The 24,368-nt window shown below is 66.5% G+C and carries 9 protein-coding genes; 4 read left to right on the plus strand and 5 right to left on the minus strand.

The genetic code is table 11. The features are described 5' to 3' along the window. Positions 1-37: 37 nt before the first annotated feature. The 4 genes from ACIBJI_RS23995 (at position 38) to ACIBJI_RS24010 (ending at position 18,638) form a co-directional block, all read left to right on the plus strand. The gene (locus ACIBJI_RS23995; RefSeq protein WP_397085857.1) at positions 38-6,214 is read left to right on the plus strand and encodes an SDR family NAD(P)-dependent oxidoreductase; all 6,177 of its coding nucleotides are present in this window, start codon (positions 38-40) and stop codon (positions 6,212-6,214) included. Next, entirely contained in the window at positions 6,204-12,959 is a 6,756-nt protein-coding gene (locus ACIBJI_RS24000) for a beta-ketoacyl synthase N-terminal-like domain-containing protein (protein WP_397085859.1), read from the plus strand. The genes ACIBJI_RS23995 and ACIBJI_RS24000 overlap by 11 nt, the downstream gene beginning before the upstream one ends. Positions 12,960-13,060: 101 nt before the next feature. Next, complete coding sequence (locus ACIBJI_RS24005) at positions 13,061-17,131, plus strand: amino acid adenylation domain-containing protein (RefSeq protein ID WP_397085861.1); 4,071 nt, start codon at positions 13,061-13,063, stop codon at positions 17,129-17,131. Between the two features lie 67 nt (positions 17,132-17,198). Beyond that, positions 17,199-18,638, plus strand: coding sequence for a hypothetical protein (locus ACIBJI_RS24010; RefSeq protein WP_397085863.1), 1,440 nt, complete (start codon positions 17,199-17,201; stop codon positions 18,636-18,638). Positions 18,639-19,257: 619 nt separating this feature from the next. Here ACIBJI_RS24010 and trxA read toward each other — a convergent pair. The 5 genes from trxA to ACIBJI_RS24035 form a co-directional block, all read right to left on the minus strand. Beyond that, a complete protein-coding gene (gene trxA / locus ACIBJI_RS24015) occupies positions 19,258-19,584 on the minus strand; it encodes a thioredoxin (protein ID WP_062981517.1) in 327 nt (108 codons plus the stop codon). 32 nt (positions 19,585-19,616) lie between these two features. Then, the gene (trxB, locus tag ACIBJI_RS24020; RefSeq protein WP_397085865.1) at positions 19,617-20,603 is read right to left on the minus strand and encodes a thioredoxin-disulfide reductase; all 987 of its coding nucleotides are present in this window, start codon (positions 20,601-20,603) and stop codon (positions 19,617-19,619) included. A gap of 332 nt (positions 20,604-20,935) precedes the next feature. Next, positions 20,936-21,493, minus strand: coding sequence for a YceI family protein (locus ACIBJI_RS24025; RefSeq protein ID WP_397085867.1), 558 nt, complete (start codon positions 21,491-21,493; stop codon positions 20,936-20,938). An 83-nt stretch (positions 21,494-21,576) separates the two neighbouring features. Next, the gene (locus ACIBJI_RS24030; protein ID WP_397085869.1) at positions 21,577-22,389 is read right to left on the minus strand and encodes an inositol monophosphatase family protein; all 813 of its coding nucleotides are present in this window, start codon (positions 22,387-22,389) and stop codon (positions 21,577-21,579) included. 43 nt (positions 22,390-22,432) lie between these two features. Next, positions 22,433-23,992 (minus strand): FAD-dependent monooxygenase, encoded by a 1,560-nt coding sequence (locus ACIBJI_RS24035; protein WP_397085871.1) that lies wholly within the window; start codon positions 23,990-23,992, stop codon positions 22,433-22,435. Between the last annotated feature and the right edge of the window lie 376 nt (positions 23,993-24,368).

Genomic DNA, 24,368 nt, shown 5'->3' on the forward strand with positions numbered 1-24,368 from the left:
TGCGCCGGTGAAGTCCATTGTGAACAGGAGATTCAGGATGTCCGATGGATATTCTTCACAGCAAATTCCGGTCGCCATCGTCGGCATCGCGTCGCTGACTCCGGGCGCGTCCGATTCCGACACGTTCTGGCAGACCGTGCTGCGAGGACAGGATCTGCTCAGCGACGTGCCGCCCACCCATTGGCTTATCGACGACTACTTCGATCCGGACCCGGCTACCAAGGACCGAACCTATTGTCGGCGTGGGGCGTTTCTCTCGGATATCGACTTCGATCCCACCACTTTCGGAATCGCCCCGAATGCGCTGCCCGCTACCGACACCGCGCAACTCCTGGCCATGGTCGTCGCCGAGCGCGTGCTCGCCGACCTGGGCCGGAACAGCGCCCAGGAGATCGATCGGGAGCGGGCCAGCGTCATCCTCGGAACCGGTGCGCTGGACCTGCTTCGCACTATGAGCAACCGGCTGCAACGACCCGTATGGCTAGAGGCCATGCGAGGGCTGGGGGTAGCCGAGCCGGAGGCCCAGGCCATTTGCGACCGCATCGCGGAGCAATATGTGCCCTGGCAAGAGGCGACCTTTCCGGGCGTTCTCGGCAATGTCGTCGCGGGCCGCATCGCCAACCGCTTCGACCTGCACGGGACCAACGTCACGATCGACGCGGCATGCGCAAGTTCGCTGGCAGCCATTTCCAGTGCGGTGAATGAACTGGCACTCGGCACCGCGGACACCGTTATCACTGGCGGGGTGGACACCCTCAACGACATCTCGACCTACATGTGCTTCAGCAAGACCCCGGCGTTGTCGCCGACCGGGGACTGCCGGCCGTTCTCCGACCGCGCCGATGGGACCATGCTCGGCGAGGCCGTGGTGATGTTCGCGCTCAAACGCCTAGCCGACGCCGAGCGGGATGGTGACCGGGTCTATGCGGTCATCCGTGGTATCGGCAGTTCCTCCGACGGCAAGGGCAGCGCCATCTATGCGCCGGTGCCGGCGGGTCAGGCGCGAGCGCTTCGACGCGCATACGAAGCCGCCGGGTACGGCCCGGACACCGTAGGGCTCGTCGAAGCGCACGGCACCGGCACCAGGGCCGGTGACGCCGCCGAATTCACCGCGCTGCGCGCCGTATTCGACGCCACCGGCAGGGCGGACCGACAGTGGTGCGCACTGGGCTCGGCGAAATCACAATTCGGCCATACCAAGTCGGCCGCCGGGGCGGTTGGACTCCTCAAGGCCGTACTGGCCGTGCAGCACAAGATCCTGCCGCCGACGCTCAAGGTGGAACACCCCAATCCCGAGCTGGACCTGTCGACAAGCCCGCTGTATCTGAACACGGCCGCTCGCCCGTGGATCGCGCAGCCCGGCCACCCGCGGCGCGCCTCGGTGTCCAGTTTCGGGTTCGGCGGTACCAACTTTCATCTCACGCTGGAGGAGTACGTGCCCGCCGACCGAGCCCCGGACCGTTCGGCGCCCTGGGCCCGGTGCGTGCCGACCGAGCTGATTCTGGTTGGTGCCCGGTCGGCGGAGGAGCTCCTCACCCAGGCACGCTCACTCGGGGCTCGCGACGGCGAGGAATTCACAGCAACCGCGAAGCGGTCGCAACAGGAGTTCGATCCGACCGCCGCAGCCCGTTTGGCTGTGGTCGCGCGGGACCGCGCCCACCTTGCCGACCAGATCGTTCACCTCGCCCGTCTCCTGGCGGCCGACCCGACGGGCTGTCATACCCTCCCAGGGGCCGTCTACCGATTCGGCCCGGCCGATCCCGGCCGCGTGGCGTGGCTGTTCTCGGGCCAGGGCAGCCAATACATTGGCATGGGTGCCGACCTGGCGATGTCGGTGCCCCTGGCCCGGGAGGCATGGGACCGGGTGGCAGAGACCTGGTCGACCTGGATCGAGGACCAGCCGCTGCACGATGTCGTCTTTCCGGTTCCAGTGTTCGACGACGCGGCCAGGGCAGCGCAGCGGGACCTGCTCACCGCCACCGAATGGGCCCAACCGGCACTTGCTGCTCAGATATTGGCCCAACTCGCAGTGCTGCAAGGTGTCGGTATGGCACCGGACTGCGTCGGCGGACACAGCTTCGGTGAGCTGGCCGCATTGCACGTGGCGGGCGCGCTGGACGAGGCCGGTCTTGTCCGGGCCGCCCGTCGGCGTGGCGAGCTGATGCGCGACTCGGCAGGCATCGATGATCCAGGAGCCATGCTCGCCCTTGCCGCCACCCGGGAAGAAATCGACGCGTTGCTGGCCGAGCGGTCGTCGGACGGAGAGCGCACGGTGTGGGTCGCCAACGAAAACGGTCCCCGCCAGGTCGTGGTCTCCGGCAATCGGGATGCCATCGCGGATTTGGCGGGGGCAGCCGCCGCGGCAGGCATCACCGCCCGTAGGTTGCCCACCGCGGCTGCGTTCCACACTCCCCTAATGGCGAAGGCCCTTGACCCGTTCCGTCGCTTCCTGGGCCAGCTCGATGTTTCCAGTCCGCAGCTCGCGGTCTACGGCAACACCGACGCCCGGCCCTACCCCGCCGATCCCGACCGGGTACGGGATCGACTCGCCGAGCATCTGGTGACGCCGGTGCTGTTCGCCGCTCAGATCGAGGCGATGTACGAGGCGGGCGTGCGGACATTTGTCGAATTCGGAGCCGGATCAGTGCTCACCGGGTTGGTCGGTCAGATCCTCGGTGCTCGCCCACACCTCGCAGTACCCCTGGACCACCGCGACCGGCATGGCGCTACGGTGTTCCAAGAGGGACTCGGCACACTTCTAACGGCAGGAATTCCGGCGGATCTCGACGTTCTATGGCAGCCGTTCCGAGAACCGGGGACGGGAACACCGCCGAAAGGCCGGATGTCGGTGCCGATCAACGGCGCGAACTACGCTAGCCCATACCCGCCCCCGGGCGGAAGCGCCGCACTGTCGCCGCCCAACCCCGTTCGTGGGCAGATCCACACAACGCCTGCCGCGATCGAAGCGATGACTGGACCGACCCCGGTACCGGCCGATTCGAACGGGAGTGCGCCGAGTGAGGTGTCGCCGAGCGGCGCCTCCGTGGACAGGCAGTGGCTGTCCGCATTCCGGGAGGCACAGCAACAGACCGCCGAGGCGCATGCAGATTTCCAGCGGGCGCTGGTCGAGGGCCATCGCGCGTTCTTGACGTCCCTGGAGAGAACAACACTTGCTGCGCTCGGAGGCAAGCCCGCTTCGGCGACCTCTGGAACGGAGGCGGATCGGTCCGCGTCTGAAGGACTCAACGCTGCCCGCTTCTTGTCCGACGGGCTGCATGCCCTGCTGGAGAATCAACCGCCGCTCGGTGCCGACGTGCGGGAGGGTATCCGCACGGGCGGCACCCCCGCACGGCACCCGGCCCCTCGGAAAGCGGGTGGCGTCGGCGCTGCGGCCGACAGCCATCGGGAAACCGGTGGCCCAGCGGGTCCGGGCATCGAAAACCTCAGCTCCGCAGTGAAACCCGCCCTGCCGGTGGCTGTTGGGGCAGGGCGGGCGGATATCGCCGACGCCCTGGTGGGGGTTGTTGCGGAGAAGACTGGGTTCCCCGTGGAAGTGATCGATCCGTACCTGGAACTGGAAGCGGATCTGGGGATTGATTCGATCAAGCGGGTGGAGATCTTCTCCGCGTTGCGGGGACGGGTGCCCGAGTTGACCGGCGTTGAACTTGATGTAACAGAACTCGGATCGCTGCGGACGGTCGACCAGATCGCGGCGGCATTCCACGCGGCTCTCACCGCCCAGGACGACCGGCCCGCCTCGAGTGGCGATTCGGTCGCGTCCACTACCGACGGTGCGGATTCGGTACGCGCAGGTGACCAAGCGGCGCTCACACGCTCGGTGCCGATATTGGTCCCGGCGCCCCTGCCGGGGCTCGAACTGCCTGGACTGCGGTCCGGCGCTGTTCTCGTCACCGACGACGGTGCCGGCACAGCTACTCAATTGGCCCAGCTGTTGCGTGACCGAGGGATCGCCGCCAGGGTGTGGGCCCCGCCCGATCAGTGGGATGGTGGAGAGATCGCCGATTCGTTCGATCTGGATGTGCGCGGTGTAGTGGTGCTGTCCGGACTCCGTTCCGTCGCGTCGATCGACGATGCCATCGCCGTCAACCAGGAGGCTTTCCGCATTGTGCGTGCGGCCGCCCGCCGGATCGGTCCGGACGGGGCACTGATCACCGTCCAGGACACCGGTGGCGACTTCGGACTGAACGGTGGACATGGTCGACGGTCGTGGCTCGGTGGCCTCGCCGGGCTGGCCCGGACGCTGCGGAAGGAATGGGCCGGTGTGCAGGCCAAGGCCGTGGACTGTGAGCGCGGATCTCGCGATGCCGCAACACTGGCTCGAGCTCTGGCCGACGAACTGCTGGGTGGCGGATCACAGCCGGATGTGGGGTTGGCCGCCGACGGCACTCGTCGCATGCTGACAGAGCAGACTGACCTTGCCGCGGACTCGGTACAGTCGGTCACACCGTCCGGTGGAGTGATCGTCGTCACCGGTGGCGCCCGTGGCGTGACTCCCCACGCGCTGCGGGCGTTCATCGAGACATCCGCCACCGATTCGGTCTTCGCGTTGCTCGGACGCACCCGTCTGGAACCGGAGCCCGAGGGCCTAGCGGATGCCGGGACAGAAAGGGAGTTGCGCGGCCGGTTGGCCGCCCTGGCACACGAGCGCGGCGAGCATGTCGACCCGATCCGGATCGCGGCGCTGGCCGGCAGGATCCTGGCCGTACGGGAGATCCGGTCCACTCTGGCTGATCTCGAACGCGCTGGTGCCATCGCCCGGTACCTTCCCGTCGACGTGCGCGACTCGACGGCGCTGCGCGAGTCGCTGAACGGGCTCCGTTCCGAGTTCGGCCCGGTCACCGGGTTGATTCATGCGGCCGGGGTGCTGGCCGACGGCCATCTGGTGGATAAGACGGACACGCAGTTCGCGGCCGTCGTCGACACCAAGGTGGCAGGTCTGCGCGCCCTCCTGGACGCCACCGCGGACGACCCATTGGAGCTGGTATGCGTCTTCTCGTCGGCGGCCGCGCGATTCGGTAATGCCGGACAGGCCGACTACGCGCTGGCCAACGAAGTGGTCGCCCAGGTCGCATCCACAGTTCAAGTGGACCGACCTTCGTGTGTGGTGCGGTCGCTTGCCTGGGGCCCCTGGGATGGCGGGATGGTATCCCCCGAGCTGCGTGACCATTTCCACAGTAGGGGTATCGCCCTGATCTCACCGACGGCCGGGGCGGAGGCGTTCGTGCGCGAGGTTCGGGGCGGGACCGGACCGGTGCGGGTCACACTGACCGCTGGGCAGCGGCCGGACCCGTTCGCCGACGACGTGGACGGCGGCGTGTTTGGCACCGTCCGAGTGAGCCGTGAATCCCATCCCTATTTGGCCGACCACGTTGTAGCAGGCCGATACGTTCTCCCCTTGGCGATGACTGCGGAGTGGTTTCTACGGGCCACCCGAATGCGGCAACCGGGACAAAGCACGATCGTTCTGCGCGATCTGGAGGTCGTTCGCCGCGTGGAACTCGACTGCTTCGACGGCGGTGGTCGGCAGCTGCACATCCGCGGTCGCATCGCAGGGCGGGACGAACTCGGCCTCGATCTTGTCGGCACGGATGGGGTCGCGTACGTCAGGGCGACTACCGCATCCGCAACTGCGAACCGGAGCACGCGTGCCGGAAGTTCCATCGCGAAGTCCGGCCAGGTCGGCGGGGGCATCGATCAGGCGGCCGCGTACCGGCAGCCGGTGCTGTTCCACGGCCTCGCGTTCCGGACGATCCAGGCGGTCGAATCGCTATCGGCCTGGGAAGCTCATGCCGAAATCGTCGGGGTGCGGGCGCTGGGCTGGACGGATGAGCCGTGGCACACCGATCCGGCAGCGGTGGACGCGGGCTTGCAACTGGCCCTGCTCTGGGCGGCCGAATGCAGCCGCACGCGGGTCGAGGACGCACCCGCCGACGGACTCGCCTATCTGCCGATGGCTATCGCGGAGGCGCGATTCATCGCGCCGGGACCGGTCGGCCCGGGCACACGGTGTGTAGTGCGTGGTGCGGAGCTGAATTCGATGACGGCCTCCTGCGATGTCATCGTGGTCGACGCCGACGGCGCGCCGGTTGTCGAATTGGTCGGGGTGTGCCTTGTTCGACGACCTGACGATCCGTCGGCCCACCGTGGGAAGAAGTCCGCGGCCATCGTCGCAGGAGTCGGCCATGTGGGTTGAGCCGATCGCCATCGTCGGGCGCGGTTGCGTACTGCCCGGCGCTCTCGAACCCACCAGTTTCTGGGACGATGTTCTCGCCTGCCGGACCAGCCTGACCCGGGTTCCAGCCAGCAGATGGGGGCTGCCCGCCTCCGGCCCGGACAGCGGCCTCGGAATCGGTGGGTTTGTCGAAGGTTTCGAGGACGCATACCGGTCGGCGCTCGCGCAGTCGACGTTCCGGGAGATCATCGATTCTGCCGCGATACAGGACGCGGGTCTCGGTGGAGCCGGACTGGACGATCTGGACCCGCTGTTCCGCTGGGCGGTCTTCGGGGCCGCAGCCGCCTTGCACGAGTCCGGCCAGTCACGGCAACGGTCGCGGACCGGACTTGTGCTGGGCAACCTGTCGTACCCCTCCACCGGATTGGTCGCATACGCCGAGCACGTATGGCTGGCCGACCAGCGTGGGGTACATGACCGGCTCGGCCCCCTGTCCGGCTCGCGAAGACCGTGCGCGGCTGACAGGTTCATGTCCGGCCTCCCGGCACACCTGACCGCGCGGGCGCTGGGGCTCGGGTTGGGCGGATTCGCCTTGGACGCCGCCTGCGCGTCGGCGCTGTACGCGGTGAAGCTGGCGTGTGATGCACTCTCAGATCGCCGTGCCGATCTGATGCTCGCCGGTGGGGTCAATCGGGCCGACGGACTGTTCGTGCACGACGCCTTCGGCGCACTGTCGGCGTTGAGTCACAGCGGGCGGAGCCGACCATTTCATCGGCAGGCCGACGGGCTGATTCCCGGTGAGGGCGCGGCGTTCGTCGCTTTGATGCGCCTAGCCGACGCGATCGCCGCCGACGCGCCGATCCTCGGTGTGGTCCGCGGGGTGGGGCTAACCAATGACGGCCGGGCCAGCGGCCTCTTGGCGCCATCGGAAGACGGTCAGGCGCGGGCGATGCAAGCAGCATACGAGGCGGCCGGTGTGTCGCCGCAGACTGTCGGTCTGCTCGAGTGCCATGCGACCGGAACCAGGATCGGCGACTTGACGGAGGTACGTAGTACCAGCCGGATCTTCGCCGGCGCCCGCGACCTCGCGGTCGGATCGGTGAAGGCGAACATCGGCCACCTGCTGACCGCGGCCGGTGGGGCTGGGCTACTGAAAGTGCTGGGCGCCCTGCGTGCCGGCGTACGGCCGGCCTCACCCAGCACAGACGACCCGCTGCCGGAGCTGACCGCTTCGCCGCTACGGCTCCTCGCCGAGCCCGCGGACTGGGCGGGGCCGCGTAGGGCCGCAGTGAGCGCCTTCGGTTTCGGCGGAACCAACGCACATCTCGTGATCGACGCCTGGACGGGCGACGACGCGAGGGCCGTCGCACCACCATCACACCTTCGAGAAGCGATGAGTGAGGCGCCGCCCGAGCCGCTGGCGGTCGTCGCGGTGCGCGTGACAGCCGCCGACGGCCTGGCCGACGACGACCTTTGGCACGCGGTGATGAATGGCACCAGCCGGATCGAGACCCGATCGACGGTCGACGTGGCATCTGATGGACTCTGTTTTCCTCCGGTCGACCTCGAACAGGCCCAAGCCCAGCAGCTGCTTGTCCTACAGGCCGCTCGTGACGCGGTATCCGGGATCCGACTGCCGACCGACCGAACCACCGTGCTGGTCGGAATGGGCTGCGACCCCGAAGTCGCCCGGCCGGTGCTGCGCCGGCGAATCGCCGGCCTGCGTGGTGAAACCGCGGAATCCACCGCAGACGGAATCGGTGGCGCGCAGACTCCCGCGAGCGTGGTCGGCAGCATGCCGAATCTTGTGGCGAACCGGATCAATGCCCAGCTGGGACTCACCGGCCCGGGCTTCACCGTGAGCGCCGAAGAGAGCTCGGGTCTGGTGGCTTTGGGCATCGCCGCAAGGGCCCTGCATACCAGGGAAAGCGACGCCGCCATCGTCGGAGCGGTCGACCTGTGCCGGGAGCCGGTCCATCGTGCCGCACTCGCCGATCTCGGCATCCCCGGCATCCCCGGTGACGCTGCGGTCGTAGTCGTCCTCAAGCGGTTGACCGATGCCCGAGCCGACGGAGAGCGGGTGCTCGCACTACTCGACAACGCCATGGAAATCACGGCTGCCCCGCCCGCTGGTGGCCCGCTACCGGATCTCACGGTCGGTGACGCCGACGCGGTCACCGCCGGTGCCGCGCACCTGGACCCGGGAGAGTTGTTCGGCCGCGCCCATGCTGCCAGCGGGCTGCTGGCGTTCGCTGTCGCGACGTTGGCGGCGGCGAACCGAGCCGTGCCGCGGGTAGATCGGCAGGCCGCACCGTTCCCCGATCCACCGGTTGTCGAAGCCGCGGTCCGCACACTGGGCGGGTCGCCGGTCCGGGTGCGGTTGCGTGCCGGGGATCCGACCGCATTTCTCACCGCCCCGGCGCGAAGGTTCACGGTGTATTCCGCTAAAGACCGAGCCGGGGTGGCCGCCGACCTCGGCGCAGGGCATACGTCGGCCGATGGTCCGACTCGATTGGTTGTGCTCGCCGCGGACGCCGAAGAACGTCTGGCCCGGGTCGAGGCCGCCCGGCATTGGCTCACGGTCGGAGGCAGACGGCCCGAGGGCGTAGTCCTGCGCGAGCGGCCAGTCGTGGGGAAGACGGCGTTCGTCTTCTCCGGCGGTTCGATGGCTTACCCCGGGATGGGAAGGGAGCTCATGTTCGCCTTCCCGGAGCTGCTGGATAGCGTGCGCAGGCGCTGTGGATCGCTGGCCGAGCTGGTGGGTTGGGCCCACGATGCGGATGATCCGCGGCCGCGGCACGCCCTCGACCAGGTGTGGGGTGCGGCCGTGTTGGGCCAGCTGCACGCCGAGATCACACAGACGGTCCTCGGCATACACCCCGATGCGACCATCGGGTACTCCTCCGGCGAACTGACCGCCCTGGCAGCCCTCGATACCTGGCCCGACGTCACCCCGCTGACCACCTTGACCAACAACGATCCGGACGCATTCGGTCGCGCCGTTGCCGACGAGCGGGAGATCGTCCAGGCGGCCTGGCGCAACGTCGGAGTCGAAGGCAGCACGTGGCAGACGCATCTGGTCGACACGTCGGCCGAGCGGGTGCGGGCGGCCTTGACCGGCGAAGCCGCCGTCCACCTCATGGTTGTCAATGCGCCGGACTCGTGCGTTATCGGGGGCGAGGCCAACGGGTGCGTGCGGGTGCTGCAACGGCTCGAACCGGTCGCGCACTTGCCGATTCCCTACGACATGCCCGCGCACGTCCCCGAACTCGCCGGCACCACATCGGAGTGGGAGCGGCTTTATCGGCTACCGATCAACCGGCACACCGGGGTGCGCCACTACACCTGCTCGACTGCGCTGCCTGTCGAGTTGTCGACGGAGGCGGTGGCGGCGGCGGTAGCCCGGCAGCAAACGGGGCCGATCGATTTCGCCGCGACGATCGAGCAGGCGTGGGCCGACGGAGTCCGGATCTTCGTCGAACACGGTCCCCGGGGGCTGTGCTCGGCGTGGATAAGGCGCACTCTAGGTTCCCGGGAGCACTTGGTGGTTTCCCTGGACGCACCGGATGGGCGAGGGGTGGACGCTCTGCTTCGCGCTGCCGCTGAGCTGATGGCCGCCGGTGTGCCCCTCGACACCGATGCGCTCGCGACACGGCTGATGGCAGGTACACCGGATGGCGGCTCGGAGACGGGGCGGCGGTTGACATTTCCCGCGCATCCGCCCGAGGTCCAAGTCCGGGTCGCCGCCATGACGAGCGTGAACCCGGCAGCCGCGCCCGGGGAGGCTTGGCCCGAGGAGCGCGCCACTTCAGTTCCGGTCGGCGACCGATCTGCGGCCGCCGTCGGTGCAGGTGTACAGGTGATGGAACCTGCGCCGGTCCGGGCGACCAGGGCCCCTGTGGCAGCCGAGCCGGCTGCGGACACGAACCGATATGGGCACAACCGCACGGCCACGCCATCGACCGCCGGATTTGCCGGATCGGTCGCGCCGGACCTTCAGGTCGGGCCTGCGGATCGGCCGGACGACGACGAATTTCCGCCAGACGGGCTCGCTGGGCTGTTGGTGGGCCAGCTCCGGCTGGCCGGCGAGGCCCACCGATCGTGGCTGTCCGGGCTCGCCAGGGCACATATAGAATTCCTGGACGTACGGCGCCGGGCCATGGCGTTGCCTTCCGAGGCAACAACGGTGGTGGACCTGGACCACCGCACTGCAGGCGCGGAGATCACGATCCACACCCGATCGGATCCGCATGCTCAGGAGCACGACACGCGCCCTGTACGGGAGATGTTTACGCCGTTGGTCACCCAGGACCCGGCTGCCGGGCCGAGCTTGCGGGAGCCGTACGGGACCATCTTCGACCGGGCACAGCTCGAGGCATTGGCCTCGGGGCCGATCGCGGCGGTGTTCGGCGATGACTACGCGGTTCTGGACGATTACCCGCGGGTGATCCGCATGCCGAGTCCGCCCCTCCTTTTGCCGGACCGGGTCATCGGGATGGATGCCGAGCCGGGGATACTGGACAGCGGCGTGATCTGGACAGAGACCGATATTCCGGTCGACGGCTGGTACCTGGACCCGGCGGGCCGGATGCCTCCGGGAATTACCGCGGAAGCCGGGCAGGCCAGCTTGCTCCTGCTGAGTTGGCTCGGTGCCGATCACCTCGCCCGGGGGACGCGAGTGTACCGACTGCTCGGCTGCGAGGTGGCCTTCCACGGGCAATTGCCGCAACCGGGAGAGAAGCTGCGCTACGAGATCCATATCGATGGCCGGGAGACCTTCGGTGACGTCCCGCTGTGGTCGTTCCACAGCCATTGCTTCGTAGGCGACGAACTACGGCTGACCATCACGAAGGGACAGGCGGGGCTGTTCACCGATGCCGAGCTGGCCGGTGGGCGGGGTCTGCCCTGGCGACCGGAGGATGACGTACCGTCCCTGGACGGGATTGTCGATCCGCCCGCGATCCCTTGGCGCCGGGGGGCGTTCACGGCGGAGCAGGTGGCGGCGTTCGCGGACGGCCGCCCAGCCGACTGCTTCGGGGCGGGTTGGGAGCTGACCCGCAGCCACATCCGCACTCCGCGGATCGCGGATGGCCGAGGGCGGTTTCTGCACGAGGTCCCGGTCCTTGATCCCGGGGGCGGTCCTTGGGGACGTGGCTACCTGCGTGGCGAACTGTACGTCGACCCGCAGGACTGGTTCTTCCAGGTGCACTTCCCCGACGACCCGTGCATGCCCGGCACCCTGATGTCCGAGGGCTGTTTCCAGGCGATGGCGTTCTACCTGGCCGCTGCCGGATTCACCGTCGATCGGGACGGCTGGCGGTTCGAGCCGGTGACCGACACCCCCTTCAAGATGCAGTACCGCGGCCAGGTACTTCCAACGAGTTCCGGTATGACCTACGAGGTTTTCGTGGTCGAGTTGATCGCTGGGCCGCAGCCGACGCTGATCGCCGACGTCCTGTGCACGGTGGATGGGATCAAGGCCTGTCACGCCCGGCGACTCGGGTTGCGGCTGGTGCCCGACTGGCCGCTGATCCGCTGGCGGGAGCTGGGCTCGCCCACCGTGCAGGTGACCGGGGAACCGGTTGCGCCGCAGTATCTCGACCTGGCCGGTCACACCGCCCGCACCCCGGTCGCCCAGGTGGATGGCTTCGCCTTCGACTACCCGGCGCTGCTCGGCTTCGCCTGGGGCAAGCCCAGCGAGTCGTTCGGTCCGCCGTATGCGATCTTCGACAACCATCGGCACGTGGGCAGGTTGCCCGGTCCACCGTTGCACCTCGTGAGCCGGGTGACCGAACTGGACGGGCCACCATGGGAGTTGCGGTCCGGTACCGCGGTGGTGGCTGAGTACGACATACCTGCCGAGGTCTGGTACTTCGAGCAGAACGACTATCCAGTGATGCCCCTGGGGATCGTCATGGAGGTCGCGCTACAGCCCAGCGGCTGTCTTGCCACCTACGTGGGTAGTGCCTTGGACAGCCAGACCGATCTGTACTTCCGCAATCTCGGTGGCACAGCGATAATCGCCGGCGAGATCGGTCCCGCTGCCCGGCTAGTGGTCACGCGGACCCGGCTGACCAGCGTTGTCCGCGACGACCGGACGATCATCGAGGATTTCGCCACCGAGTGCCTGATCGACGGATCCCCCGTGGTCACTCTCACCACGACCTTCGGGTTTTTCCCCAAGGATGCGTTCGACGGCCAGGTCGGAATACCACTCACGGCGGAGCAGAGTCGTTGGCGTACCGCAGAATCGGATTTCGCTGTCGATCTCATCTCTCGCCCGGCCCGGTGGTTCGGGTCCGAGCCGCGCCTGCCGGGCCCGATGCTTTCCATGATCGACAGGGTCACCGGATACTGGCCCGAGGCGGGAGCGGCCGGACTCGGGCGGCTGCGAGCGGAGAAGGATGTCGACCCCGGTGATTGGTTCTTCAAAGCGCACTTCTTCCAGGACCCAGTACAGCCCGGCTCTTTCGGGGTCCAGGGCCTCTGTCAACTCGTCCAGTTCTATATCCTGCAGACCGATCTGGCAGACGGGCTACATCGGCCCCGTTTCCGGCCCACGGTGTCGTCGCAGCCGGTGACCTGGAAGTACCGTGGCCAAGTCACCCCACTCACCCGCAAAGTCATCCTCGAGGCCGAGATCGTCGAAGTCGGCGCAGACGATGTGGGCCCGTATGTGGTCGCGGAAGGTTGGCTGTGGGCCGACGACATTTGTATCTACCACCTGCAGTCCTTCAGCCTCGGAGTTGCCAGGGGTGAGGCGTAGGTATGCGACCGAACATCGAAATCCCCATGCTGTCCGCCCAAGCCCGGCCCGGCCACCGATCGCCGCGGCATCGGCCCGACAGGGAGGAGGGAGGAGGGACCGTGGACGTTCATCCGTTGTCCTGCAATCAGGAGCTGATGCTGGCGTTCGGGGCCGAGATAGGGTTTGCTCCCGCGCTCTGGAACCACCAAATCGTCATGGATATAGTCGATTACGACGACACAGATCTGCGTGACGCGCTGCGGATCCTGTGCCTTCGTCATGAGATCCTGCGCACGCGGGTCGCAGTACGTCACGGGAGGCACCACCAGCTTGTCGCACCGGTCGACGACGCTGTGCCGCACCGGTTGGCCGGCCCGGCAGACGGTGACGTGGCGGAGATCGCAGGTCGAGAATCGGCCACACCCTTCGACCTGGGTAACGGGCCGTTGTTTCGCAGTATCGCGATTCCGCAGCCCGGTGGTGGCGCCCAGCTCGTTCTCACTCTCAACCACCTGATCTCCGACCGGGAATCGGAGATCATGCTGGCGGCGGAACTCGCTGAGCACTACGAGCACGCCGAGAACACACCGAATCCGGAGGCGACCCCGCACCAGTATGGCGAGTTCGCCCGATGGCAGCGCGCGCAGGTAGCCCGCTATCTGCGCGATCCAGACGCTGTTCCGCGTTGGCGCGACTATGAGGCCGCTGTCAAGACGCTAGGGACATCGGATCACGCTCACTGCGAGGCTTCGAGACTGGGAGGATCCACCAACCGGACCCGCGGGGAGGTCGAGGCGCGTTTCAGCCCACAGACCACGGCGGTTCTCACCGAATATTGTCGGAGGCAGGGGGTCACGCCGAACACCTTCGTCCTGACCGCACTGTGTACCGCGCTGTCGGCGTCTCGCGATCTCGGACTCGGACTGCTGCTGTGCGAGAAGACGGTGCGCAATCCGTACCGTTTCGTTGATACCCTGGGGCCTTTCTCAGATCTGTGGCCTATCGACCGCGCATCGACCGGCTCGCGGGAGTTCGCGACCTCGCTCGCCGACATCCAGCGGCAGGTCCTACGGGCGATAGATGGCGCGCTCCCGTTTCAGGTACTGGTAAGGCGGACGCCATGGCTGGCTCGCGAACTGTGGTTCCCCGCCCGTGGGCCATGGATCTTCTACCAGTACTTCGCCGACCCGCCGATCCCAGACACCCGGCACACCCGGATCGCACGCACGGAAATTCCCGATTCGTTCGGCCCGCAGAGCGATGTATTCGGCCTGCACGTGCAGGCACACCACAATGGCCCGGAGATCCGGCTACGGCTGAGTCACAGGCTCGACAGCCTCGATCGACGCGCGGTGCAGGTTCTCCTCGACCGCGTCCGGAGTGTGGTCTCCCGCGCTGTGGGGCAGCCGGTCGAGCTGCCGGATCGCATTCCCGGGGACTCGATGCCGTGTGATTATTCGTTGTTGCGGCATAAGTTTCCAGGGAGTGCGGCGGATCCCGGCAGCGTGCTCGCGGAGCAGTTGCGGTTCTGGCGCGCGGAACTGGACGGTATGCCGGAACAGTTGATCTTGTCACTCGATCGGCCGCGACCGTCGGTGACGAGCCACCGCGGCGATCGAGTCGTCTTCGAGGTTTCGGCAGAACTGCGGCAACAGTTGGAGACCGTGGCCCTGGCCCGGGGAATCACGATGTCGATGGTTTTGCATTGTGCGCTTGCGGTGCTGCTGCACCGCCACGGTGCCGGTGATGACATACCGATCGGGGCGCCGATCGCCGGTCGACTCGCTGAATCGCCGGCCGATCGGGGCGAATTCCTCAGCAACACTTGGGTTTTGCGGGTGCGGGTCGATCCGGCGATGTCATTCGAGGCGTTGCTGGCACAGGTGAGGGACAGGACGTTGGCGGCGTATGCGCACTCGGGTGTGCCATTCGAACGGCTCGTGGAGGAGTTCAAGTCGGCGCGGTCAGCAGCCCATCACCCGTTGTTCCAGGTGTCGTTGGCGTTGCACAACAATGAGACTCGGGTGTCGGAGCCACTGGGAGACGAGGTGTCCATGCTGCCCGGGCGGGAGACCTACCCACGACTCGACTTACTTTTCGATATCACCGACGACCCGGTCGCGGGTGGATTCGCGGGAGTTCTGGAATACGCGACGGACCTGTTCGACCGGTCGACGGTGCAGGCGTTCGCCGATCGATTCGTCCGGCTGCTGACGCGGTGTGCTGCGGAGCCGTCCGCGCGTGTCGGAGAAGTCGAGATGCTGTGCGCCCAGGAACGGATTCGTACCCGCTTCTGGGAGACCGGAGACGAGCTGGACGTGCCCGGTGCCACGGTGGCCGGGCTGTTCGAGGCCCGGGTCGCCGCTGCGCCGGACGCGGTGGCCGTGGTCGCCGACGATGAGACGATCAGCTATCGAGAGCTGAACCGGCGGGCGAATCGCCTGGCACGTCGCCTTGTCGCCGTCGGAGTCGGACCAGAATCGGTGGTGGCCCTGGTATTGCCTAGATCGGTCGAACTGGTGGTGGCACTGCTGGCGGTGGCCAAATCCGGTGGCGCCTATTTGCCTATCGATCCGGCATATCCGCGTGATCGCATCGCGTACATCTTCGCCGACGCCGAACCAGTGGTCGTACTGAGCGGTCGTTCGGTGGCAATCCCGGATGCGGTGTCGTGCATCCACATCGACGAATTGGATCCGGGTGATCGGTACACACTCGGTGAGTCGGATCTCTGCCCCGCGGAACTGCTTGGGACCGTGCAGATGTCGAGTCTGGCCTATGTGATCTACACGTCCGCATCCACCGGGACACCGAAGGGCGTGGCGGGCCGACATGGACTGCTCGCCAACAGGCTCGCCTGGTGCGCTCGGCTGCTGCGCCACGCACCGGTGGGGATGACCAACACGGCACCGGGATTCATCGACTCGAGCTTCCACATCTTCTCGCTGCTGACGCGCGGCGGGCGCGTGGTGGTCCTGGACGCGGAATCGGTGCGGGATCCGCGGTCCATGGTCGCGGCTCTGGATCGGCATCACGTCACCGAGATCATGACCATTCCCGCACTGGCGGCCGAGGTTGCGAGACAGGAATTCCCGGAATCAGTGGTGCTCGACACGTGGATTCTGTCCGGTGAACCGGTAACTCGGACAGTGCGTACCGCATTGCGTGAGGCCACCGGTGCGGCCGATATCTGGAACTTCTACGGGTCGACCGAGGTCAGCGACGTCGTCCACGTGAATCTCGCCAACATGCCGGGCACCGAACCTTCGATCGGTATTCCAGTTTCGAATACAGCTGTGCGGGTTCTGGATTCGCGCTTACGGCGCGTTCCTGTGGGGGTGGTGGGAGAATTGTACATCGCTGGGGCTCAGGTGTGCCGCGGATACCACCATCGGCCGGGAATGACTTCGGCACGATTCGTCGCCGACCCCTCCGGGGGCGGAGAGCGGCTGTACCGCACCGGTGATCTGGCACGGTGGCGGCGCGACGGTGTCCTGGATTTCCTCGGCCGGGCCGACGACCAAATGAAGATCCGGGGTTTCCGGGTGGAGCCGGGTGAGGTGGAAGCGGCCCTGATGGCGCATCCACGCGTAACCCAGGCGGTGGTCGTGGTCCGCGATGTCGCCGGTGGTCGGCAACTGGTGGCATACGTGGTGGCTTGCAAGGGATTCGGCGTCATCGCGGCGGAGATGTCCGCCGATGTACGGCGTTTCGTATCGGATCGGTTGCCCGATTTCATGATTCCCGCAGTTGTAATGGTGCTGGATGCACTGCCGCTGACTGTGAACGGCAAGGTGGACCGGCGGGCCTTGCCCGCCGTGGACCTGGCAAGCGAAAGGGAATTCCGGGCGCCCTCGACCGAGCGAGAAATAGTGCTGGCGAACCTGTTCGGTGAGGTGCTGGGCATCGATCGGGTAGGGGTCCACGACGATTTTCTGGCCTCGGGTGGGCATTCGCTGCTGGCGGCGCGTTTGGTATCGCGTATTCAAGTGGTGCTCGGCGTCGAGGTGCCGATCAGGGTGATATTCGAGGCGCCGACGGTGGCACTGCTGGCCGACCGACTAGAACAGGAGGCACCGGAGCGACGATTTGACGTTGCCGCGGCGGGCGCCAACGGCCCGACCACCGGTAGCACCCGCCCACAGACTGCTTCATCCGGGTCGACCATTGTGAAGGATTCGCTCGAATGATTGCACTCTATCGGGGTCCTGGACCCCGGGAGGTGTCGCACTGTCACACCACGAGACCGGCGTCGGCGTGACCGCCCCGGGATCACTGCCGTTGATGTCGGCGGTCGCCGCCGCCGCCGACTCGCCGCGGTACAACTTCCACGCCCTGCCGTGGGGCGGGCAGGTGCCGATCCGCAGTCCGGAGCTACGTGCGGCCTACGACAGGCTGATCGCGTCGGAGCACACGAGCATCGACCTGTCCTATGGCCGTGACCTGCTGGACTCCCCGTTCTGGCCGACCGGCCCGCTCGCCGCGGCGCAATCCCGCGCTGCAACCGCATTCTCCTGCGATGCCACATTTTTCGTCTCGATGGGTACTACTGTCGCGAACGCCGTCGCTATCGCGGCGGCCGCGGAATTCGGCCCCAGGACGCTGCTGGACGCGACGGCTCATCAGTCGCTGCACTTCTCCTGTGACCTGCTAGGAATGAGCACCACGCGAATTCCGGTGATGCCAGAGCGCCCCGACGTAGCGGATCTGGATGCAGCCCGGGCGCTGCTCGCGGCGGCACGACAGCGAGAGGTCCCCTTTCACACGCTGGTACTGGGATCGTCGACCTACGGTGGACTCAGGTTGCGCGCCGAACGCATTATGCTTGCGGTGAACGAGATTTCGCCGACAACGAACATCGTCTTCGATGACGCGTGGGCCGGGATCCACGGCTTCCATGACGAGACCTCGACGATGTCTCCGACCTGGGTCGCGGCGCGTCTACGTGGGCAGGGCCGGTTCTCCGGATCGATCTGGGTCACTCATTCAGCGCACAAGACAATGTGCGCCGCTCGACAGGCGGCGTACGTGCATGTCCTCGGGGCCCGGCGTGCCGTGGCGGCGACCGAGTCCTCCATGTATCGCCACCACACCTCCTCACCCGCCTGGCCGATCATGGCGTCACTGGATCTGGCCAGGGCGCATGCCGAGCAGGAGGGCGGCGAGTGTCTGGATCGGGCGCTGGCCCTGCACCGGGAATTGCGCGCCCGTCTCATCGCTGGCGGATTTCCGGCATCTGGCCGGGAGCTGCCGCCCCGAGCGTCGGCCTGGTACGCGCCGGACGAACTCCGCTTCACCCTCCACTTGGGTGACAACGCGGCGGCCGTGCGGCGGCGCTTGATTGCCGAATGGGGTGTGTACCTGCCACATTCGGTCGGTTCGGAACTGCTGGCGAATATCACCATCGGCATCGGTGCCGACGCCATCGATGCGCTGGCGACCGGACTGCTGGCGACCATGAAAGATCGTCCGCCCGCCCCGAGGAAGGACGAGACCCGGGCACGGCGAATCATGGCGGAACAGACGCCGCAGGACTATCTGATCGCCTATCCACCGGGTGTGCCGATCGCCTACCCGGAGACAGGTGCGCGACCAGTCGACGGCCGCCGGGTGGAGGCGGAACTGGCTGGTGGCGCATCGATCCACCGGGTACGGCGGCGCGTACCAGCGGTCGATGAACACGCCCGGGGCCGGTGACTCCCTCGAATCGGGGCATCCGCACTGACGTACGTCCAGCAGAGACGGAAGCGGAGATGCACTGCGAGCTGCGATGATGTGACTTGATTAAGGAAACATCAGTGCGGTTTGAAGATTACCTCGAGAAGATCATCGACAGGTTCTCATTCTTATGCCGCGGTCTATCGAACGCGACCGCGAACTGCACCTGGCCGTAACGCCGATAACGCCCCACTCGCTCGCGCGCCCACCCATCCATCGGATTGTGATGCGCATGCGCCCGCCGGGAACGCCGCGACGGATCCAGCGGGAACGGATTCAGAATCGGCCCGCTTCCGGCATCGCGGTGAAAGTCGTAGAAAGTCCGCAGCACCGTCTCCGAATGCGCCACGGTCGCCGGGGCGTATCCGTCTCCCAGAGCAGGCTTGCCGGTATTGGGTTCTCCTACCCCATGATTCGCCCAACCAGTGCCGTCGGAACGATCGACCCGACGGCGTTGCTTCACCGTCAGCTGGATCCAGCACCGTCGCACGACCGGAGGTCGGTCGATTGTCTCAGACCCGGACCGGATTACAGCAATTCCCGGCGTCCAGGCATCCTACGGCGCGTCGTCGATTGACGGCGTTGTTTGACGAATACGTCAGATGATGCCGTCGAGTTCACGCAGCAGGGCGGCTTTGCCCTTCGCTCCGACGATCTGCTTGACCGGCTTGCCACCGGAGAACAGCATCATAGTCGGCAGCGAGAGTATCTGATAATCGCGGGCGACGCCCGGATTGGCATCCACATCGACCTTCGCCACGGTCAGCTTATCCGCGTGCGTGCCCGCGATCTCCTCCAGCACCGGGGCGACCATCTTGCACGGACCGCACCAGTCGGCCCAGAAGTCGACGAGTACCGGCTTCTCACTGAGCAGCACATCGTCGGCGAAGGACGCGTCGGTCACGGTGACCGTGTTTTCGGACATGGGTATCTCCTTGTAGTGCAAAAGTGATGAGATCAGTTGGCGGGCACGGCAACTGGGTTGCCTGCGTGACCCAGGGTGTTCGAGGTGATGTCACCCTGTTCGGCCAGCCAGCGCTCGGCGTCGATCGCGGCGCGGCAGCCGGTTCCCGCGGCGGTAATGGCCTGGCGGTAGGTGTGGTCGACCAGATCGCCCGCGGCGAAGACACCGGGCACCTTGGTCGCCGTTGTGGGGTGCAGCACCTGCACGTAGCCCTCGTCGTCCAGCTCTACCTGATCCTTGACCAGCTCGCTGCGCGGATCGTGGCCGATCGCCACGAACAGGCCGGTCGCGGCCAGCTCGGAGGTTTCGCCGGTGCGGGTATCGCGCAAAGTCAGGCTGGTCACGCTGGTATCGCCGTTGACCGTGGCGACCTCGGCATTGAGTACGAACTTGATCTTCTCGTTGGCCTTGGCGCGCTCCAGCATGATGCGCGAGGCACGGAATTCCTCGCGGCGGTGCACGATGGTGACGCTGCTGGCGAACTTGGTGAGGAAGGTCGCCTCCTCCATGGCGGAGTCGCCGCCGCCGACCACCACGATGTCCTGGCCCTTGAAGAAGAAGCCGTCACAGGTGGCGCAGGCGCTGACACCGCGGCCGAGCAGCTTCTGCTCACCGGGGACGTTCAGATAGCGCGCGGCCGAGCCCATGGCGAGGACTACGGCGTAGGCCTGGTGGGTCTCATCGCCGACGGTGACCGTCTTGATCGGACCGCTCAGGTCAATGGCGTCCACATCCTCGGTCCGGATATCGGCACCGAACCGCTTGGCCTGTTCGCGCATCTCCTCCATCAGATCCGGGCCCATGATGCCCGCGCGGAAGCCGGGGAAGTTTTCGACCTCGGTGGTGGTCATCAGTGCGCCACCGAACTGGGTCCCCTCGAACAGCAGGGGCTGGAGTTCGGCGCGGGCGGCGTAGACGGCGGCGGTGTAGCCGGCGGGTCCGGAACCGACGATGATCAAGTCGCGAACTGCGGTGCTCATGTGACCCTTCCGAGGGAGATTCATTAGACGTGTCGGTCAACAACAGGGTAAAAGCAGATGCTCCCGCGCTCGCGTCCGCTTCCTACGATCGGCTGTCAGCCATCCACATGCGGCGACTGATTTCGGATGCACCTGGCGACGTGTGTGGGACCGAGGCCTGGCTGCTCGGCTCGATGGGTCGAGGCGGTGGCCCGGCGTGAGGGTGTCGGGAGGGAGTCGGTGCGCCGCTGGGTGCTGCCGGTCCAGACCGACAGCAGCAAACCGCATAAGCAGAGAACCTGGGGCGCTTCAAACTGCTTGACGCGGGACACACCAATCCTTGACTGAATCCACTAGCTGACGAGATTCGCCTCGATCTCGAGAACGATTCGCACCTTGTCGCTTACGGTCACTCCTCCACCGGGCAGTGGGTGGTTGAAGTCGATGCCGAAATCACCGCGGCTGATGACGCCGCGCGCCGAGAAGCCCGCCTTGGCCGCTCCGGGTTGTCCTGCAGAACCGAAGCGCGGCGCGTCCATCGTCAGGGTGATCGGATTGGTGACGCCACGGATCGTGATGGCACCGTCGAGGAGATAGGTCTCCCCGTCGGGGCGGATCGAGGTGGAGACGAAGCTCCACTGCGGATGGCGCTCCACGTCGAAGATCTCCGGGGAACGAATGTGGCTGTCACGCGCTTGGAAACCCGTCGTGACGCTCGTGGCGTCGATCGTCGCCGTCACGCTCGAGTCGGACGCGGTCGGGCCCGTCACGATCGTCCCGGCGACACCGGAGAGGCTGCCATGGACGTTGGCCACCATGTAGTGCCGGACGATGAAGCCGGCGTGGCTGTGCGGAGTGTCGATCGACCACGTCCCCTGGACCCAGGCTGGATCGATCTCGTGGGCTGTCATGTGATGCCTTTTCTGTCTGGTCCGGTGTGGCACGCGGTAGGTGTGTGCTGACGGCACCCACCGCGGCCAGCGGCTGGCGTGGGTCAGGCGAGCGCGGCAACGACCTGTTCGGTAAGAACAGCCGGGCCTGCGATGAAACTCTCGGAGTCGGCCTGCCAGGGATTGCCCTTGGCGTCGGTGACCGTGCCGCCGGCCTCGGTGACCAGCAACGCGCCGGCGAGAAGGTTCGCGGGGTCCTTGCCGAACTGCCAGAAGACGTCGAGTCGTCCTGATGCGACGTCAGCGATCTCCCAAGCGGTGGGACCAAAGTTGCGGTGTGCCATGGCCGCCGGCATCAGACGCAGGTATCCGCGAGCGATCTGCTTGGCGATCTCCGGCTGACGGCCGATGAAGGGCGCTTCGCCGGTCGCTACCATCGCGGCCGAGAGCGCGGTCTTTGGCGAAGGGGTGATCGGCTCGCCGTTGAGGAAGGCTCCCCCTCCACGGATCGCGGTATAGGTCTCATTCAGAAGTGGGCTGTGAAGAATGGACAGCACCGTTTCCCCGTCGCGGACCAGCGCCAAGCTGACCACCCATCCGGGCAGGTGGTGGACGAACTGGACTGCGCCCTCCACTGCGTCCAGTACCCAGACGTCACCCTCGGTCGGGATGACGGTTCCGTGCTCCCAGTCCTCTTCGAGCCACTGGGCGTCGGGATGGACGGCCTGCAGAGGCTCCATCACGATCTTGCTCGTCAAGGCGTCGAGCTCGTAGAACTTGGTACGCAACTGGTCCCATTCGCGGAACTCCGGGAAGGTGGGCAACTGCGCGTACTGCTGCTTCAAGTGGGCGCCGGCCGACTCAGCAGCCTTGGTGGCCTCGGCGAGCAGTGCGGGCAGATCGGATTCGGCATTCACGACGATTCTCCTTCAAGAGTCTGGGTGCAGTGACGGGTGTGGTTCATGCCTGGGCAGGTTGCGGTGCTGCAGTGGCGGTCAGCCAGGTGGCGAGAGCGGTCGTGAGGTCGCCGCCGTCGGGCGAGGTCCAGGCGATGTAGCCATCGGGTCGCACGAGCAGTGCGTCGGCGGGGTCGCCGGGCAGTGGGAGTGCGTCGACTTCGACGATGTCGATCAGGTCGAGCCATGGGGCGGCGGTGTCGGCATGGGTGCTGCCGGGTGTGGTGATCAGGACCATGTGCCCGGTGTGGAACAGGTCGCTGAGCCAGCTGGTGCGGGGCCCGTCGGGATGGTTGAGGGTGACCTCGACGTCGGGCATGCGTGCCCCGAGCAAGCCGTGGGAGACGCCCGGTTGGTAGCCAATGACGGGATGACGGATGTCGAGGTTGGAGAGGAGACCCGAGATCTGGTGGTTGACCTCCGGGATCTCCAGCAGTGAGACAAGCAGGTCGCGCACGGCAGGGACCTCGACCGTGGTGGCAGGCGACGTCAGCAGGCCCTGGACCTTGATGTTCTCCAGGACCCGTTTGGTGGCTGCGTGCCGTTCGGTATGGAAGCTGTCGAGGATCGTGTGGGGCGCGTGGCCGCGGACGTGTGCGGCGAGCTTCCAGCCCAGGTTCATCGCGTCCTGCAGGCCGAGACCCATGCCCTGCGAGCTTGCCGGGAGATGGATGTGGGCTGCGTCGCCGGCCAGCAGGACGCGTCCTGCGCGGTAGTTCTCAGCCTGCCGGTTGGCATTGGTGTAGCGGCCCGCCCAGATGAGCTCGTCGATCTCGACTTCGCCGTCGTAGCGTTCGAGCAGAACCTCTTCGTACTCCTCGCGGGTGACCGGGACGAGGGAGTGTTCGGGTTTGGCGGCGGGGTCGGGGTCCATCCAGGCGCAGCGGAAGCGGCCGCTCGCGCCGAGCGGGATGAGCATGACGAAGCGGGCGTTGGGCTTAAGCGTGCCGTAGATGTCGACCGCCGGGCGGTGCAGTGACGCGAGTTCCTCGGGGATCTTGGACAGGGTGATATCTCCGACGACGCCCCAAGAGGTAGCGTCGGTGCCGGGGAAGGCGATGCCGGCGAGCTTGCGCACGGTGCTGGAACCGCCGTCGGCGCCGACGAGGTAGGACGCACGGATGTAGTGGTCACCGTCGACCCCCGCGACCTCGACGGTGACGCCGTGCTCGTCCTGGGTCAGGCCGGTGACCGTGTTGTGGTAGCGCACCTCGATGCCTAGCCCGTTGAGGTGCTCCTCGAGCAACTGCTCGACCCGCGGCTGCGGGATGCGAACCATGTTCGGAATACGCGTCGGCCACGTCTCGTACCTCAGTGGATACGGGACGCCCGCCATGTACCCGGAGTCCAGTGTGACCACGGCGCGCTCGTTCATTCCCGCGAACAGGCCGCGCAGCTGCATCTCCTCGGCAGCTCGCGGTTGCATATGCACCGCGCGGCTCTCGCCGTGACGACCTGGGTTGCGGTCGAGGACCACGACATCGATGCCGGCCAGCTTCAGCTCGGCGGCCAGCATCAGTCCGGTCGGACCACTACCTACAACGACGACCTCACATGTTTCCACGGCGACTCCTGACGCTTATGAGGGGGCAATTTCCGGAGATGTGAGTGCGGACTGGACGTGCACTCACGTCGAACGCTGCGCTTCCCGCACTAAGTTGAAAGCGGTCGTCACGGTGCTCGACCTCCTCCTCCCATGTGTATTCAGTTGACACTAGCAGTAAGTCCCGCAGATTGCCGACTGTATTCAGTTTATCACCGGACCTCGCGACGCTGATTTCTGCTGCTGCAAGACCAGAGATGCAACTCGTGTAGAACCGCCCGAGATGGACTGTGTAGCAGTTGGTTTCGGATGGACAGACACAGCACTCTGCCCAAATCCGGGAAAAGTCGCGCTAAGGAGTTACCGCAGACAATGAGCACTTATCTGCGCTCTGGCC

The organism is Nocardia sp. NPDC050408 (genome assembly GCF_044458905.1).
Taxonomy (GTDB): Bacteria; Actinomycetota; Actinomycetes; order Mycobacteriales; family Mycobacteriaceae; genus Nocardia.